Genomic DNA, 14620 nt, shown 5'->3' on the forward strand with positions numbered 1-14620 from the left:
CGGAAACGGCGGAAACTGTGGAAACGGCAACCAGGGTCTTTGCAACAAACGTACGCATCGCGACTACTCCAACTTTTGAACTCCGATCAGAAGACGAACACGGATGGCCTTGGCCGGGATGGCGCTGGCCGATCCGTGACGACATTGTCGGAAATGGCGCGATGGTGCGTAGGAGACGGGTGTCCCGGTTTTCCGGGCGTTCGCGGGAAAACCCGGTGCCAGGACGTGGGACTTCGGTCCTGCACCGGGGGTAAACCTCGGGGCGGCGCGTCAGACCCGCGCGTGCTGGAGCGTGGCCAGGTAGCGGTGGATCTGCGCGACCACGGCGGCGCCCTCGCCCACGGCCGCCGCCACGCGCTTGGTCGATCCCGAGCGCACGTCGCCGATCGCAAACACGCCGGGCACGCTGGTTTCCAGCGTGTAGTCGGCCCGGTCCGTGCACGAGTGGTGCGCCTCGTAGCCGGTCAGGATGAAGCCCTTGTTGTCGGTCTCCACGTGGCACGAGCGCAGCCATTCGGTGTTGGGCGCGGCGCCGATGAACAGGAACACGTGGCGCATCGGCACGGCCACGCAGTCCGGGCCCTGCGCGCGCTCGCGGTAGCGCACCGTGGACAGCCAGCCGTCGCCCTCCATCGCCGTGATCTGCGCGTGGGTGTGCAGGTAGACGTTCGGCAGGCTGCGCAGGCGGTCGATCAGGTAGCGCGACATCGTGGCTTCCAGCCCCTCGCCGCGCACGAGCATGTGCACCTCCGCCGCGTGGGATGCCAGGTACACGGCGGCCTGCCCGGCCGAATTGCCGCCGCCCACCAGCATCGCGTGCTCGTCCTTGCACAGCTTGGCCTCCACCGGCGACGCCCAGTAATAGACGCCGCGCCCCTCGTACTTGTCCAGCGATTCGATCTCGGCACGCCGGTACTGCGCGCCGCTGGCGATGACCACGGTCCGCGTCTGGATGCGCTGGCCGTCGTTCAGTTCCAGCACGATCGGGCTCTCGCCGCAATGCAGCGCGCGGGCTTCGAGCGGAATCGCCAGGTGCGCGCCAAACTTCAGCGCCTGCACGAACGCGCGGCCGGCAAGCGCCTGCCCGGAAATGCCCGTCGGAAAGCCCAGATAGTTTTCGATGCGCGCACTGGCGCCCGCCTGCCCGCCCGGCGAGCGGCAATCGATCACGGCCACCGATAGCCCTTCGGACGCCGCGTAGACCGCCGTCGCCAGCCCGGCCGGCCCGGCGCCGACCACGATCACGTCGTAGACGTGGTCCGGATCGAACTCGGGCACCAGCCCCAGGCAACTGGCAAGCTGGCCCTCGTCGGGCGCGCGCAGCACGCTGCCGTCGGGGCAGATCACCATCGGGAAGTCGCTGGCCGGCGCCTTGCTCAGGTCGAGCAGGCAGACGGAATCGGTGTCGGTCTCCACGTCGATCACCCGGTGCGGATGCCCGTTGCGCCGCAGGAACGCCTGCAGCGACAGCAGCAGCGGCTGGGTGCCCTTGCCCACCAGCACCGGTCCGCCGCCCTGCTCGATCAGCCCCACCCGCCGCAGGATCAACGCACGCATGATGCGCTCGCCCAGGTCGGCCTCGGCCACCAGCAACGCGCGCAGGCTGGCCGGCGGGATGACCAGGATCGTGCAGTCCTCCAGCGCCACCGCATCCACCAGCGCGGGCTTGCCGGTCAGTTGCCCGACCTCGGCCAGGAACTGGCCCGGCCCTTCCTCGGTGATCGGCGAGCTATGGCCCAGGCCGTCGCGCCGGTCGATGCGCACCCGGCCGGACAGCACCACGTGCATGCCGCGCCCCGCATCGCCCACGCGGAACACCAGCTCGCCGGCCTGCCACGTGCGCACCTGGCCAAAGCGCTGGATGCGCGCGATCTCGGCCTGCGTCAGCGTGGGAAACATCTGATGGCGCCGTGTCTCCAGATTCGAGAACGGCGCCTCCAGTTCGGCCGCCGGCGCCTGCGCGCCCGGCACCTCGTCGTTGTCTGGCCGGGCGTCGAGTTCCGACGTTGCCTGCGTCATCTCCATGCTGTTCCCCAAGTTCGGTGGTCAAGATTGCCTGGCCCGTACGCCGGCCGCGCTGCAGAAGATAGTAATCCGCCTAGGCAGGAATCACAGACGGACTTTGGGACACGCTGCGCATGCACCGTCCTTGCGCATGGTCATGCGTCGTCCGGGGCGCCCCCTGTATGGTTTCGCACGCTACGCCGCCGGCGTGCCACCGTCATGACGATGAAAAAACCGACTGATTTCCAGAGCTTTAAATCATGGTGAGAATATTAAGCGCTCGCTACACTGTCCTGCGCGCCTTCAGGACGCACCGTCCGTCGCGGACCTCCGGGGCCCCGGGCGGCAGACCAGACAGCCCCCAGCAAGGAGACTAGATGTACCGCGATCGCATTCGCCTGGCCGCACTCCAGGACAGGATCATGTCGGCCGAAGACGCCGCGACGCTGATCAAGGACGGCATGACCGTCGGCATGAGCGGCTTCACCCGCGCCGGCGACTGCAAGGCCGTGCCGCTGGCGCTGGCCCGCCGCGCCGCCACCGATCCGCTGCAGATCACGCTGATCACGGGCGCATCGCTGGGCCACGACACCGACCGGATCCTTGCCGAAAGCAACGTGCTGGCGCGCCGCCTGCCGTTCCAGTCCGACGCGGCCCTGCGCCGCAAGATCAACGACGGCGAGGTCATGTTCATCGACCAGCACCTTGGCGAGACCGCCGAGCAGCTGCGCAGCGGCCAGATCGGCCCGGTCGACGTGGCGGTGATCGAGGCCGTTGCCATCACCGAGACCGGCGGCATCGTGCCGACCACGTCGGTCGGCAACTCGGCCAGCTTCGCGCGGATGGCCCGGCAGGTCATCGTCGAGCTGAACCTGAACATGCCGGCCGGGCTGGAAGGGCTGCATGACATCGCCTACCCGGTGCAACGCCCCTACCGCCAGCCGATCCCGCTGATCGCCGTGGAGCAGCGCATCGGCCTGCCCTACATCCCCGTGGACCCGGCCCGCATCGCGGCCATCGTCATCACGGCGCGCGACGACAGCCCGTCGAACGCGCTGCCGCCCGACGCCGAGACCAGCCAGATTGCCGGCCACCTGAACGCGCTGCTGGAGCGCGAAGTGCGCGCGGGGCGGCTGGCGCCGTCGCTGCAACCGCTGCAGGCCGGCATCGGCACGATCGCCAACGCCGTGCTGCACGGGCTGGCCGACTCGCCGTTCCACGACCTGACCATGTATTCGGAGGTCCTGCAGGACAGCACCATCGCGCTGCTCGACGCCGGCAAGATGCGCTTTGCCTCGGCCGCGTCGATGACGCTGTCCGCCCCGGTGTACCACCGCGTGCTGGCCGACATCGACCGGTACCGCCAGAAGCTGCTGCTGCGGCCGCAGGAGATCAGCAACCATCCCGAAGTGCTGCGCCGGCTGGGCCTGATCACGATCAACACGGCGCTGGAATGCGACATCTACGGCAACGTGAACTCCACCCACGTGGGCGGCACGCACATGATGAACGGCATCGGCGGCTCGGGCGACTTCGCGCGCAACGCCTACCTGTCCGTGTTCGTGACCAAATCCGTGGCCAAGGACGGCCGGATCTCCAGCATCGTCCCGATGGTCACGCACGTGGACAACAGCGAGCACGACGTGGACATCCTGGTGACCGAGCACGGCCTGGCCGACCTGCGCGGCCTGGCCCCACGCGAGCGCGCGCTGCAGGTCATCCAGAACTGCGCCGACCCGGCATACCGCGACGGTCTGCTGGACTACTACCGCCGCGCCTGCCTGCGGGGCGGCCAGACACCCCACGTACTGGAAGAAGCGTTCGCGTGGCACGTCCACTACCGCGAGCACGGCACCATGCCGACGCAGGCGGGCAAGGCAGCCAACGAGGAACTGGCGGCCTGACGCTTGCCTGCGGGGCGACTCGCTGGTGATGGGTGCGAAAGCCCGAAGCGTTTGCTTCGGGCTTTTTTCTTGATGGCCACGCATGCGGCCGGGGCGATCGCATGGCAGTTAATTGCAGACACATAACCGCGCGAGAGCGTGACAAAGTGTGATGAAAGCCCCACATGGCGTCGCCGGGTTGGTAGGCTGCGCGGGCGTCGGTGTGGATCAAGCGCAGCTTATGTTGTCGCTTGACAACCGGCCCTTTGCAACCTAACGTGGGTGGGGCTGATGGGTCGAACAAGACATGGAATACAACTTCACGCTGAAATACCAACTTTCCAATGACGACAACGATCACGACGAGATCGTGGAACGCCTGGGCGCGGCCGGCTGCGACGACGCCCTGGTCGGCATCGGCATTCCCGGGCGCATCGCCCTGATGTTCGCGCGGGAGGCGGAATCTGCCAACGCGGCGATCGTGACCGCACTGGCTGACGTCCGCGCGGCCGTCCCCGCGGCAAGGCTGGTCGAAGCTACGCCCGATCTGGTGGGCCTGACCGACGTTGCGGAAACCATCGGCGTGTCGCGCCAGAACATGCGCAAGCTCATGACAAGCCATTCGGCGTCGTTTCCGTTGCCGGTGCACGAGGGGGCTGCCTCGGTCTGGCATCTGGCCGACGTACTGCACTGGCTGGCCCAACGTGGCAGCTATGACATCGACCCGATCCTGCTCGATGTGGCGCAGGCCACCATGCAGGTCAATCTTGCCCGCAGCGCAACCCGCCTGCCGCCCGAAGTCCGCCAGCAGCTCGAACCGCTGCTAACCTGACCGGCCCCCTCGCACTTCCCCGAGCTTTTGCCCGGCCGCGAAGTGGCCTATTCTCTCCACACCACGCCAATTTGACCCATTGACGGGCGCGCGCCCGATCTTCGAGACCATGGAAAAGACTGCATTCGTGTTTGCCGGCGGCGGCAGTTTGGGCGCCATCGAGGTCGGCATGCTCCGGGAGCTGGTGAACTGGGGGGTATCGGCCGACCTGGTGATCGGGGCGTCGGCGGGCGCCATCAATGGCGCGTACTTTGCCAGCAATCCGCACGCCGACGGCACGGCGAAACTGGAAGGCCTGTGGCGCAGCATCACGCGCGCGGAGGTGTTGCCGTGGTCGTGGCGCAGCATGCTCGGGATGATCATGGGCAACCGGGGGCATCTGGTGGAGTCGCAGGCGCTGAAGCGGTTGCTGACCCGCCATTTTGGCGAGGCCCGGATCGAGGACGCCCGGCTGCCGTTGCACATCGTGGCCACCGACATGCATAGCGGCGCGGAGGTAGTGCTGTCGTCGGGCAACATGGTCAAGGCGGTGCTGGCCAGCGCCGCCATTCCCGGCGTGTTTCCGCCGGTCGAGATCGACGGCCAGAAGCTGATCGATGGCGGCGTTGCCAACAACACGCCGGTGTCCACGGCGATCCGGCTGGGCGCCACGCGGATCATCGTGCTGCCGGCCGGTTTTGCGTGCGCGGAGCGTCGGCCGCCCAAGGGTGCAATCGAGCACGCGTTCAACGCCCTGTCGCTGCTGGTGGCCCGCCAGCTCGTGCACGACCTGGATCGCTGGGGCGATCACGCGCACATCGCCGTCGTGCCGCCGCTGTGTCCGCTGGACGTCTCGCCGTACGACTACAGCCGCTGCGGCGAGCTGATCGACCGCGCGGCCGGGGCCACGCTGGCGTGGCTGCGCTCGGGTGGGCTGGAAAGCCGCCGCGTGCCCGGCGCGCTGGAGCCGCACGAGCACGACGCCGAAAACCCGAGCTGCAGCGCCGACATCGGCATGCCCGCGCCCGGCGCCATCCCCACCCATCACGGGCACGACCACTCGACCACCCAGCGCGGCCTCCACTAGCCCGGCCATCCAGACTGTTGGGCGCCGGCCGACGGTCTGGCACCCGGTGTTGGCATTCTCTGCCCAGGCATCCCGTTTTTTCGCGTCGAAAGTGGCGTTGGCCACCTTCCGGGGTCGGGATTGCCGATGGCATGTTCTCTGCAATCTGACGGAGCATCCGCGGCGCCCGCCGCGGCATCGAGCGCGGCGCCGCCGCCTTGCTGATCCCGAGCGTTCGCGCTCCCCCGGAGACCGTCATGTTGATTCCGCCCCAGCCGCGGCCGGGCGCCGTCGCGCCGCGCCTGCCGCCCGAAGCCCGCTTCTTCCGCTACCGCCTGCGCGGATTCATCCTGCTGTTGCGGGTGCTGCTGCTGTGCTGGCACGCCGGGGCGCACGCCGACCGGCCGCTCCCAAACCCGCCCGCGCAGCCGACGCTGCCCAATTTCCTGGAAGCCACGGCCGTCGACTACGCGCACAGCCAGCTGTTCAATACCGTGGAAGGCATCGCGCCGGTCCGGGAGCCGCGCGGCGCCCGCCCCGAGCCGTCGCCGGGCCCGGCGCCGTCCTCGCCAGCGGCCGGGGCGCCGATGCTGGCCCCGCCATCGGGCAACCTGCGCCGTGTGAACGCTCCCTGACACGCGCCGGTCCCTGCCCCGCCCCGCCGACGTGCAGTCTTTACATGCAGCCGGGCAACGCTTGCATGGCGCCGGCCCGCCGCTTCGCCCGCCACGCCAGTCTCCACAAGGGCGGGCGGCGACGGTACGGAACTTGCCCCCATCCTGGAATGGCCAGCGACATGGCCAGCCGTGCCCGGCGGGATGCCCGTTGCGGCACGCATGGCAACCGCAACTTTTCAGGAGCGCAACATGGGCGACTACCAAAGCGAGCGATATCGCCGGAACACCCCCTGGCGAGCCGAGGACAACCGGCGCGACGACGACCTGGGTGACCCCTGGGACGACAACCGCGGCTCCCGATGGACCCGTGACGACTGGCAGCCCGAATCGTCGGGCGATAGCTGGGACGAGGCGCGCCGCCGCCAGCGGCTGACGCCGGGACAATTGAGCGAAGGCGGTCCCGTGCCGTCGGGCTACCGCAGCGGCAGCGAACAGGGCAGCAACCTGCGCTACGGGCTCAACGGCGGCTACGGCTGGGAGCCGGAGCAGGAAGAAAACTGGCGCCTGCAGGAGCAGTACAAGAGCCGGCAATACGCCAGCGAATATGGCGATTACGGTGACGTGGGCGACACGGGCGCCCAGCGCGGCCGGCAGCGCGGGCAGCAGCAGCGCGACTTCGGCGGCGAAAGTGGCTATGGCGGCTACGGCGGCAAGTACGGCTACGGCGGTGGGTCGGGCGAGCGCTACGGCAGCCAGCAGCGCGGCCAGTTCAGCGACACCGGCTACGGCCAGCAGCGTGGCTTCGGCAATGCGGACCAGGAATGGCTGCGCGAAGCCGAGCGGCGCGCGCCGGCCTATCGGGGCCAGCGTGGCCAGGGCGGGCAGACTGCCTACTTCAACGACCTGCGCAGCGACACCCGCTACTGGACCGAACCGCGCGACGAATGGGGCGACAACCGCCCGCAGCACGCGCAGCGCTACGGGCGCGACTACATGTCGCGCGCGGCTACGACGAGGAGCTTGGCTACGGCCAGCGCCGTTCGTCCGGCAACGACTGGCGCGACCGTGACGACGACGACCGCGAGTACCGCGAGGAAGAACACGGCCCGCTCTACAACCTGGGCCACCGCATCGGCCAGGTCATGAGCGAATGGTTCGGTTCGGACTCCGAGGAAAAGCGCACCGGCCCGCGCGGCTACACGCGCACCGACGAGCGCATCCGCGACGAGATCTGCGAGCGCCTGACGTTCACCACCGGGCTCGACGTCCGCGAGGTGTCCGTCGACGTCGACAAGGGCAAGGTCACGCTGAGCGGCACCGTGCAGACGCGCGGCCAGAAGTACGACATCGAGGACCTGGCGGACAACACGTTCGGCGTCACCGAGGTCGAGAACAACATCCGCGTCCAGCGGCCGCAGGATGTCGATAAAGCGGTAAGCGGCGCCGGCGGCTTCAACGGCTGGTGATCGCGGCGGCGGCGCCTTGCCGCCGCCCCGGCCACCGCCTCCGTCCGGAAGGCTGATTGGGACTTGGCGCCTGTGTCACAGCGGGCGCCCTTTTTATGTCCGGACCGGCACCCCCCGGGTGACTGTCCGCCGGTCAGGCCGCCAGCCGGAACACGCTGACCGCCTGTTCCATCCGCTCGGCCTGCTCCTGCAGCGCCCGCGCGGCCGCCGCGGCCTCTTCCACCAGCGCGGCGTTCTGCTGCGTCACCTGGTCCATCTGCGTGACGGCCTGGTTCACCTGTGCGATGCCGCCGCTCTGCTCGTGCGAGGCGCGGCTGATGTCGTCCATCATGCCGGTCATGCGCTGCACCGCTGCCACCACGCCGTCCATGGTCGCCGCCGTGTCGTTAGCCAGCGCCGTGCCGCTGGCCACGCGCCCGGCCGACTGCGAGATCACCCCGCGAATCTCCTTGGCCGACGTCGCGGCACGCTGCGCCAGCGTGCGGACCTCGCCCGCCACCACGGCAAAGCCGCGCCCCAGCTCGCCGGCGCGGGCCGCTTCCACGGCGGCATTGAGCGCCAGGATATTGGTCTGGAAAGCGATGCTGTCGATCACGGCGATGATGTCGACGATGCGGCGCGAATCGGCCTCGATCTCGCTCATGGTCTGGCGCATCCGCACCACGGCCTCGCCGCCGGCCACCGCGACGCTGGCCGCCTCGGCCGCCAGCGTGCTGGCCTGGCTGGCGTTGCCGGCGTTCTGCCGGACGATCGACGTCAGCTCCTCCATGCTCGCCGCCGTCTGTTCCAGCGACGACGCCTGCGCCTCGGTGCGCTGCGACAGGTCGGCGTTGCCCTGCGCGATCTGGCCAGCCGCCACCAGCACGTTCTGCGCGCTGTCGCGCGTGTCGCCGATGATGCCGCGCCACGCGTCCACCAGCGTCATCAGGTGCCGTTTCACGTCGCCCAGTTCGTCGCGGCCGTGGGCCTCGATCCGCACGGACAGGTCGCCGCTGTTGATGCGCGCGACAAGGTCGGCCACGTCGCGCACGTCGTCGCGCATGCCCCGGCTGAACCCGGCAAACAGGTACAGCGCGCCGCCGACCGTCGCCAGCGCGATGGTGGCCAGCAGCGCCAGCTTGCGCTGTTCCGCCGCCACGCGCTGGGCCAGCATGGTTTGCGCCAGCGTCGCGAACTCGCGGCTGACCACCGACACGGCGTCGATCGCGGCCGTGCCTTCGGCGAAGTACGTCTTGGCATCGATCGTGATGCCAGCCGACCCCAGCATGCTGACCTTGAGCGTGCGATAGAAGTTGTCGACGGCGGCCAGCTGGCGCACCGCCGCGGCCACGCGGTCGCGGTACTGCGGCGCGCCGTGCTCCACGCGCGCCATGTCGCGGCGCACCGTTTCCAGCCCGTCCTGGATCTGGTCGGCCAGCGCCGCCAGGTCGGCCTGCTGGGCGGCGTCGGAGTAGCCACCCTGCGCGACGATGCCAGCGCCGCGCCCGCGTGCCAGCGCGCTGACCTCGGCCAGCTTGGGCATCGGCCCGACCATCAGGTTGACCAGATAGTAGGAACCGGCCTCGGGATCCAGCGCCAGCGACGACCGGTCGGCCACGTCCGCAATGAACAGGCGCGTCTGCTTGACCAGGTCCGTATGACGGCCGAACAGCGGCGCGGCGGCCGTGTCCAGCCCGAGCCGGCGAATCTGCTGCCAGCCTTCGTCAAGCTTTCTGGCGTCGGGCACCACGTCGAAGGACTGCACGGCCGCCGCCTCTGCCAGCAACGCCGCCAGGTGCTGCCCGGCCTTGCCATCGGCGGCATCGAACGTGGGCCGGAAGCTGGCGTTGCCCAGCAGCACGCCGTTGGCCGCGCCACGGCGCACCTGCGTCTCGCGCATGAAATCCAGCGCCAGCCCGGCCAGCTTCAGGCCGCGCTGCTCGTCGCGCGTCTCGTGGATCGACTGCACCGACTGGTTCAGCACGGCGAACAGCGCCCCGCACAGCGGGATCAGGAAGAGCACGGACAACAGCACCAGCTTGCGCGAGATGGTCAGCCGCGCCATCAGGCGGATGGCAGGGGTCAGGAAAGCGGTCACGATGCTCCTTGTATCGAAGTCCTTTGCCCGCTGTAACGGCGGCAATACCGCGGAATGAAGCCGTTTTTCCTGCTATTTCGAAGGGATTTTGATGTTGCACAACCGGGGTGCAGGCCGCGCACAGTGGGGGTGCGGCGGGGCACGGATTTGGCGCTCCGACGAGCGTCTCACGCCGATGGTTGGCTCCCCTCTCCCACTTGTGGGAGAGGGGTAGGGGGAGAGGGCCGGCGGCGCTATATGCGACGGGTCGGCAAGCAGAGCCTCGACGCCCTCTCCCCCGGCCCCTCTCCCGCCCGCGGGAGAGGGGAGAAACCCGTAGCCGCTTGAAACCCCTTACCTCAAGCCGTAGCCCCGCCATCCACCCCGATCGTCTGTCCGGAGATATAGCGGCCTGCCGGCGAGGCCAGCAGCAGGGCAAGGCCGGCCACATCGACTGCTTCGGCGATGCGGCGCAGGGGGATGCCGGCGGACAGGGCCTTTTCGCGTTCGGGGTCGCCCCAGAGCGCGTCGCGCGAGAAATCGGTGCGTACCGGGCCGGGGTTGATGCTGTTGACGTTGATGTTGTACGGTCCCAGCGTCTGCGCGAGGTTGCGCATGGCCAGGTCCGTGGCGCCCTTGGAGATGCTGTAGAGCGCCAGCATGGCCGATCCGCGGCGCGCGGCGATGCTCGACATGAACGTGATCGAGCCGTCCTTGCGCTCCATCATCTGCGGCGCCAGCGCGTTGACCAGCACGAGGTTGCCGCGCACGTTGCCGGCCATCACCTCGTCGAACTGCTCGGGCCCCTGCCCCAGCATCGACCCGACGGCCGTGCTGCCGGCCGCGTTCAGCACCAGCGCGTCCACGCGGCCAAACTTGGCCAGCACCTGGTCGGCAAATGCGCGCACGCTGGCCAGATCGACGATGTCGCAGGCGATGCCCGTGGCGTCGATGCCCTGCTCGCGCAGCCCGGCCGCCACCTGCTCGGACACATCGGCCGCCCGGCCCGACACAACCACGCGCGCACCGGCCTGGCCCAGCGCGCGGGCCATCTCCAGGCCCATTCCCTTGGTGGATCCGGTCACCACCGCGACGCGGCCGGACATATCGAACAGTTTGAACATGGCAGGTTCTCCTTTGGATGAGACAGAGGTTTCAACAGGGGTGTCGACGCTGGCCCGCCATCGGGTCTTTTGGATGACGACCAACATCTATTGAATAAAGTATGGATGTCATATAAACTCCTGGCAAGCGCAATTTTTCCATCTGCACGATTGCATCGGGGAGGAACGGATATGGCACGCGCATCGCGGACAGTTGCCGATCAGCATAGGTCGGCCATCGAGGCTTCGTCAGCCCGCCTGTTCCGCCAGCATGGCCTGCATGGCGTATCGGTCGCACAGGTGATGGCCGACGCGGGCCTGACGCACGGTGGCTTCTACGGTCACTTTGCGTCGAAGGACGACCTGGCAGCCGTCGCCTGCGCGCGGGCGTTCAGCGATTCCGCCGCGCTGTGGGAACAGCGGATCGCCGACGCCGGCAGCCCGCGCGCCGCACGTGAGGCACTGGTCACGTCGTACCTGCACGAGCGGCACCGCGACGCGCCGGGGCATGGCTGCCCCGCGTCGGCACTGGTTGGCGACGTGGCGCGCGAACCGGCCGGCAAACCCGTGCGGCAGGCGTACGTCGACGGTATCCGGCAACTGCTGGCCGCCTGGAAATCGACCGCCCCGGCCCAGCCGGACACGGCCGACGCCGCCCATCGCACCGCCCTGCTGGAACTGGCCACAATGGTCGGCGCCATCACGCTGGCGCGCGCCACGGCCGGCGACGCGCTGTCCGACGAAATTCTCGACGCCGCCCGCGCCGCCCTGCTGGCCAACCCGGTGCCCGCCGCCGCCTGACTTCTTTTTCCTGAGCCCCCACCCATCCCGGAGCCCCATGTTCGCGCAAGCCCTTTCCCGCCGGCTGGACCGGCGCGGCGTCCATTACGCCTGGATCGTCGCCAGCCTCACGTTCTGCGTGATGCTGACCACTTCCGCCGCGCTCGGTCTGCCCGGCGCCTTCCTGAAACCGTTGACCGCTGAGATGGGCTGGAGCACCGACCAGGTCTCGTCGATCCTGGCCTTCCGCTTTGCGCTGTTCGGCCTGATGGCGCCGTTTTCCGCGATCCTGATGGAGCGCTTCGGCATCCGCAACGTGGTCTGCGCGGCGCTGGCGCTGATTGCCGGCGGCATGGCGCTGGCCACGGTATCAACCCAGCTCTGGCAACTGTTCCTGGCCTGGGGGCTGATGCTCGGCGTTGGCTCCGGCCTGACGGCGCTGGTGCTGGCCGCGCTGGTCGCCAACCGCTGGTTCACGGCGCGGCGCGGGCTCGTGATTGGCCTGCTGACGGCCAGTTCGGCCACCGGCCAACTGGCCTTCCTGCCCGTGGCGGCCTGGCTGATCGAGCACATGGGCTGGCGCGTGGCCGTGCTGCCGGTGCTGGCGGCGTGCGGCACGCTGGCGCTGGTCGTGCTGGGGCTGATGCGCAACCGGCCGTCCGACGTGGGCCTGGCGCCATTCGGCGAGGTACCGGCCACCCCGGCCGCGCCCGCCCCGGCGCCAGCGGCCGTGCCGATGTCCTGGAAGGGCCCGTTCGTCGTGCTGGGCGAGGCCGCCCGCACGCAGACGTTCTGGATCCTGGCCGGCACGTTCTTCATCTGCGGGCTGTCGACCAACGGGCTGATCCAGACGCACTTCATCGCGCTGTGCGCGGACTTCGGCATGTCGGCCGTGCCGGCGGCATCGGCGCTGGCGATGATGGGCGCGTTCGACTTCGTCGGCACCATCCTGTCGGGCTGGCTGTCGGACCGCTACGACAGCCGCAAGCTGCTGTTCTGGTACTACGCGCTGCGCGGCCTGTCGCTGTTCTGGCTGCCGCATTCGGAATTCACGCTCTACGGCCTGTCGATCTTTGCGATGTTTTACGGCCTGGACTGGATTGCCACGGTGCCGCCGACGATCAAGCTGGCCGGCAGCACGTTCGGCCGCGAGCGCGCGCCGATGGTGTTCGGCTGGATCTTTGCCGCGCACCAGATCGGCGCGGCGACGGCGGCGTTTGGCGCAGGGCTGTCGCGCACGCTGTGGCTGACCTATTCCCCGGCGCTCTATGTGGCGGGATCGGCCTGCCTGCTGGCCGCGCTGCTGGCGCTGATGGTGCGCCGCAAGTCGCCCGAGCCGGCCGTGCGCGCCGCGCAGGCGTAAGCGCTAGAGATCGCGGCTGGCCGCGGCAAAGGCGTCGATCAGCGCGGCGGCCGGCGCGCGCTTGAGCGCCGACTGCCGCACCAGCACGCCGATCTCGCGATACAGCGGCTGGCCCGGCATCGGCACCTCGACGATGTTCGGCGTCTGCCGCAGCGGGACCAGCGCCGACGGGATGATCGCGCAGCCCAGCCCCTCGCTGACCATCTGCAGGATCACGGCGGGCTCGTCCAGCTCCATGCCCTCGCGCACCCAGAACCGGTGGCGCCGCAGGTAGCGGTCCACCAGCTGGCCGCCGGTTGAATGGCGGTTGTAGCGGATGAACGGCACGGTTTCCAGCAGCGCCTTGAGCGTGTCCGGCGACCCCGGCGGCGCCACGGCCACGAATCGCTCGTGGATCAGCGGCACCCATTTCAGTTCGGGCGGGATGCCCAGCCGGGGCTTGACCAGCACGGCGATGTCGAGCTCGCGGGCATCGACCTGCGTCAGCAACTGCGTCGACATGCCCGGCACAATGTTCACGTGCGTGTCGGGATGCGCCTGGCGAAAGCGCTGCATCGCGCGCGGCAGCAGGCTCGACTGCACCGTCGACACGGCGCCCAGGTCCAGCGGCGCCGTATCGCGCTGCGCCCGCGCACCTTTCATCGATTCATAGAGCGCCACGATCCGCGCGGCATCGGCCAGCGCCTGCTGGCCTTCGTCGCTCAGCGTCACGGACTTGCCGGAGCGGTCGAACAGCGTGCAGCCGAGGTCTTCCTCCAGCCGGCGGATCTGGGTGCTGACCGCCGACTGGGTCAGGCCAAGCCGCGCGCCGGCGGCCGAGAACGAGCCGGTTTCGGCGGCGACGAGGAAGGTCTTGAAATAACGGAGCACGGGGCGGGGGCGGCGGTGTGGATGGCGGAGCGAGCAGCGCGCCAGGCATCGAAAATTTCGATGCTCAGTCAGAAAATCATTCGTTTCATATTACGAGTTCTGCTGATTACAATCAACGACAGTCCTTTCCACACCCCTACAGAAAGCCATGACTGCCGCCATTCCCCTGTTCCACCTGGCCTTTCCGGTCCACGACCTTGCGACGGCCCGCCAGTTCTACGGCGACCTGCTCGGCTGCCCGGAAGGCCGCAGTTCCGATGCCTGGGTCGACTTCAACTTCTACGGCCACCAGGTGGTGGCGCACCTGTCGCCCGACGAGTGCGGCCATCGCGCCACCAGCGCCGTCGACGGCGACGACGTGCCGGTCCGCCACTTCGGCGCGATCCTGCCGATGGACGAATGGGAGCGGCTGGCCGACAAGCTGCGCGCCGCCGGCACCCGTTTCGTGATCGAGCCGCACGTGCGCTTCAAAGGCCAGGTGGGCGAGCAGGCCACGATGTTCTTCCTGGATCCGTCGGGCAACGCCCTGGAATTCAAGGCATTCGGCGACATGAGCCAGGTGTTTGCCAAGTAACCGGCCGTCAGCCCACCATTTCTTCCA

13 protein-coding genes are annotated in these 14620 nt (G+C 68.9%); 9 read left to right on the top strand and 4 right to left on the bottom strand.

All coding sequences use genetic code 11. The features are described 5' to 3' along the window. Positions 1-270 precede the first annotated feature (270 nt). Complete coding sequence (locus tag EPAKOI_RS21205) at positions 271-2025, bottom strand: FAD-dependent oxidoreductase (protein ID WP_124686335.1); 1755 nt, start codon at positions 2023-2025, stop codon at positions 271-273. A gap of 356 nt (positions 2026-2381) precedes the next feature. Here EPAKOI_RS21205 and EPAKOI_RS21210 point away from each other — a divergent pair, with 356 nt between their 5' ends. The 6 genes from EPAKOI_RS21210 (at position 2382) to EPAKOI_RS21235 (ending at position 7847) form a co-directional block, all read left to right on the top strand. Continuing rightward, complete coding sequence (locus EPAKOI_RS21210) at positions 2382-3908, top strand: acetyl-CoA hydrolase/transferase family protein (RefSeq protein ID WP_313835896.1); 1527 nt, start codon at positions 2382-2384, stop codon at positions 3906-3908. 286 nt (positions 3909-4194) lie between these two features. Beyond that, the gene (locus tag EPAKOI_RS21215) at positions 4195-4719 is read left to right on the top strand and encodes a helix-turn-helix transcriptional regulator (RefSeq protein ID WP_423193573.1); all 525 of its coding nucleotides are present in this window, start codon (positions 4195-4197) and stop codon (positions 4717-4719) included. 109 nt (positions 4720-4828) lie between these two features. Further along, on the top strand, positions 4829-5785 hold the full coding sequence (locus EPAKOI_RS21220; RefSeq protein WP_423193574.1) for a patatin-like phospholipase family protein: 957 nt from the start codon (positions 4829-4831) through the stop codon (positions 5783-5785). A gap of 236 nt (positions 5786-6021) precedes the next feature. Further along, positions 6022-6399, top strand: coding sequence for a hypothetical protein (locus EPAKOI_RS21225; RefSeq protein WP_423193576.1), 378 nt, complete (start codon positions 6022-6024; stop codon positions 6397-6399). A 231-nt stretch (positions 6400-6630) separates the two neighbouring features. After that, positions 6631-7527, top strand: a complete 897-nt coding sequence (locus EPAKOI_RS21230; RefSeq protein ID WP_423193577.1) for a hypothetical protein — start codon at positions 6631-6633, stop codon at positions 7525-7527. Then, complete coding sequence (locus EPAKOI_RS21235; protein WP_423193579.1) at positions 7524-7847, top strand: BON domain-containing protein; 324 nt, start codon at positions 7524-7526, stop codon at positions 7845-7847. The genes EPAKOI_RS21230 and EPAKOI_RS21235 overlap by 4 nt, the downstream gene beginning before the upstream one ends. Before the next feature lie 133 nt (positions 7848-7980). Here EPAKOI_RS21235 and EPAKOI_RS21240 read toward each other — a convergent pair whose 3' ends face one another. Together EPAKOI_RS21240 and EPAKOI_RS21245 are read right to left on the bottom strand one after the other, a co-directional pair. Beyond that, a complete protein-coding gene (locus EPAKOI_RS21240; RefSeq protein ID WP_423193581.1) occupies positions 7981-9924 on the bottom strand; it encodes a methyl-accepting chemotaxis protein in 1944 nt (647 codons plus the stop codon). Positions 9925-10262: 338 nt separating this feature from the next. Then, positions 10263-11027 (bottom strand): SDR family NAD(P)-dependent oxidoreductase, encoded by a 765-nt coding sequence (locus EPAKOI_RS21245; protein ID WP_124686329.1) that lies wholly within the window; start codon positions 11025-11027, stop codon positions 10263-10265. A gap of 171 nt (positions 11028-11198) precedes the next feature. Between EPAKOI_RS21245 and EPAKOI_RS21250 the strand changes: the two genes are divergently transcribed. Beyond that, complete coding sequence (locus EPAKOI_RS21250) at positions 11199-11807, top strand: TetR/AcrR family transcriptional regulator (protein WP_423193582.1); 609 nt, start codon at positions 11199-11201, stop codon at positions 11805-11807. Positions 11808-11844: 37 nt separating this feature from the next. After that, entirely contained in the window at positions 11845-13149 is a 1305-nt protein-coding gene (locus EPAKOI_RS21255; protein ID WP_423193583.1) for an MFS transporter, read from the top strand. A gap of 3 nt (positions 13150-13152) precedes the next feature. Here the strand turns inward: EPAKOI_RS21255 and EPAKOI_RS21260 are convergent, their stop codons facing one another. Beyond that, a complete protein-coding gene (locus EPAKOI_RS21260) occupies positions 13153-14019 on the bottom strand; it encodes a LysR family transcriptional regulator (protein ID WP_124686326.1) in 867 nt (288 codons plus the stop codon). Between the two features lie 148 nt (positions 14020-14167). Between EPAKOI_RS21260 and EPAKOI_RS21265 the strand changes: the two genes are divergently transcribed. Beyond that, a complete protein-coding gene (locus EPAKOI_RS21265; protein ID WP_124686325.1) occupies positions 14168-14593 on the top strand; it encodes a VOC family protein in 426 nt (141 codons plus the stop codon). Positions 14594-14620 lie beyond the last annotated feature (27 nt).

The organism is Cupriavidus sp. H18C2 (assembly GCF_049393795.1).
GTDB classification, from domain to species: domain Bacteria; phylum Pseudomonadota; class Gammaproteobacteria; order Burkholderiales; family Burkholderiaceae; genus Cupriavidus; species Cupriavidus pauculus_C.

Coding starts and splice junctions, on each gene's coding strand:
- EPAKOI_RS21205 (WP_124686335.1), bottom strand. CDS start 2,025: ATGGAGATGACGCAGGCAACGTCGGAACTCGACGCCCGGCCAGACAAC.
- EPAKOI_RS21210 (WP_313835896.1), top strand. CDS start 2,382: ATGTACCGCGATCGCATTCGCCTGGCCGCACTCCAGGACAGGATCATG.
- EPAKOI_RS21215 (WP_423193573.1), top strand. CDS start 4,195: ATGGAATACAACTTCACGCTGAAATACCAACTTTCCAATGACGACAAC.
- EPAKOI_RS21220 (WP_423193574.1), top strand. CDS start 4,829: ATGGAAAAGACTGCATTCGTGTTTGCCGGCGGCGGCAGTTTGGGCGCC.
- EPAKOI_RS21225 (WP_423193576.1), top strand. CDS start 6,022: ATGTTGATTCCGCCCCAGCCGCGGCCGGGCGCCGTCGCGCCGCGCCTG.
- EPAKOI_RS21230 (WP_423193577.1), top strand. CDS start 6,631: ATGGGCGACTACCAAAGCGAGCGATATCGCCGGAACACCCCCTGGCGA.
- EPAKOI_RS21235 (WP_423193579.1), top strand. CDS start 7,524: ATGAGCGAATGGTTCGGTTCGGACTCCGAGGAAAAGCGCACCGGCCCG.
- EPAKOI_RS21245 (WP_124686329.1), bottom strand. CDS start 11,027: ATGTTCAAACTGTTCGATATGTCCGGCCGCGTCGCGGTGGTGACCGGA.
- EPAKOI_RS21250 (WP_423193582.1), top strand. CDS start 11,199: ATGGCACGCGCATCGCGGACAGTTGCCGATCAGCATAGGTCGGCCATC.
- EPAKOI_RS21255 (WP_423193583.1), top strand. CDS start 11,845: ATGTTCGCGCAAGCCCTTTCCCGCCGGCTGGACCGGCGCGGCGTCCAT.
- EPAKOI_RS21265 (WP_124686325.1), top strand. CDS start 14,168: ATGACTGCCGCCATTCCCCTGTTCCACCTGGCCTTTCCGGTCCACGAC.